The sequence below is a fragment of the Stenotrophomonas sp. YIM B06876 genome (assembly GCF_030711595.1).
Taxonomy (GTDB): domain Bacteria; phylum Pseudomonadota; class Gammaproteobacteria; order Xanthomonadales; family Xanthomonadaceae; genus Stenotrophomonas.
This window is the reverse complement of record NZ_JAUJUJ010000204.1, coordinates 1-1,397: the sequence shown is the minus strand read 5'-3', so window position 1 is coordinate 1,397 and position 1,397 is coordinate 1. Positions and strand designations below refer to the sequence as shown.

The following is a 1,397-nucleotide window of genomic DNA, read 5'->3' as shown; positions in this document are numbered from 1 at the left end:
GGACATCATCAGCGCCGGATAGCGGGATGCCGAGCAACATCGCCAACTCAGCCAGGGTTAGCAGACCATCGTTCAAAAAACGCTGGGCCCCGAGAAGGTCATCAATGTCGAAGGCCTCACCCGTCGCTGGAATGGCAATTTTTCCGGCTTTGATGAGTGCGTACACGGTCGGTCCACTGACGCCCAGAAAATCCGCGATGGCGTCGTTCGAATAGAACGACGGTGGCCGTCCTTGGAAAACTTCATGCCCCGGTGGCTCATCGCTGAATGGCATTGATGACGACAACGCCTCGGCCAACGGCCGCGGAATACCCAATTCACTCTGCCATATGCGCATCGCGTGCTTTCGGAGGGTGGTTGGTTTTGGNCAGAAAATCCGCGATGGCGTCGTTCGAATAGAACGACGGTGGCCGTCCTTGGAAAACTTCATGCCCCGGTGGCTCATCGCTGAATGGCATTGATGACGACAACGCCTCGGCCAACGGCCGCGGAATACCCAATTCACTCTGCCATATGCGCATCGCGTGCTTTCGGAGGGTGGTTGGTTTTGGGATGGAACGTAACGGCTCAAGGATGGTTTCGGTGTGGCCGGCCAGGGCAGGCAGGTGGTAGCTGCCTTGGTGCCGAACTTGGGCCAGCAGTTGGGTAACGCGGTGGCGCTCGGCCAAATGCATGTCCCGCAAGTACTTTGGTGGGACTTCGACCACTGCCCAGTGCCTGCGAGCCAGCGCCAGTCCTTTGAATATCCGGAATCCTGCGTCCCACTGCTGCGTCAGGCCTTCTGCGCCATGACTCAGAAAACGAAACGGTGCCATGGCGGCAAAGTCGCCCGCGACGTCGACCTCTGCGCTCTGTGCGGCGTTGGTGTTGGCGTGCCGGAAGTCGGCGCCGCAATGCTCGCAATGGCTGGGGTGGGAACGATTCCAGGTGATGGCGCCGCCGCACTCTTGACACTCGTCAAGCAACAGACTGCCGTGCTCCGTGCATACCGTCACCAGGGCGAAATCCCATTCTTCCAAGAGGACGCCTCGCGCCGCCAGACAACGAGGGCAAACTTGGGCACGGCTTGCCAGCCAGGCGTCGTCATCTACACGTGTGTTGTGCAAGCCGATAGCTCCGTCAATGATGGAGAAACCCAGGTGGTGCAGGAGGTGGCGGTCGTCGCCCACGGCCACCCGGGACATCGTTTTGAGGTCGTTTTCTGACAGTCGCAAGGCGTGAACCATTTGGGCTGCACCTGCTTTTCTTGCCCCAGTGCATGCCCGCAAGAGGTCGGCAATGCCGTCGTACCCGTTCGCGTGAGACAGGCGCAACAAGTAGCCCGGCAGTGATTCACCCGTCTCCTGCGGGAAGTTTTTGTAGCACCCAGGCAAAAATCCTGCGGTCATGACCAGTCC

Annotated in this window: 2 protein-coding genes; both read right to left on the bottom strand. The window is 59.6% G+C overall.

Annotated features, from left to right (window positions below):
- Window positions 1–298, bottom strand: a 298-nt coding sequence (locus QZH66_RS16095; RefSeq protein WP_305806896.1) for a hypothetical protein, incomplete at its 3' end; no start/stop codon positions are given.
- A 19-nt stretch (window positions 299–317) separates the two neighbouring features.
- Window positions 318–1,397, bottom strand: a 1,080-nt coding sequence (locus QZH66_RS16090) for a TniQ family protein (protein ID WP_305806895.1), incomplete at its 5' end; no start/stop codon positions are given.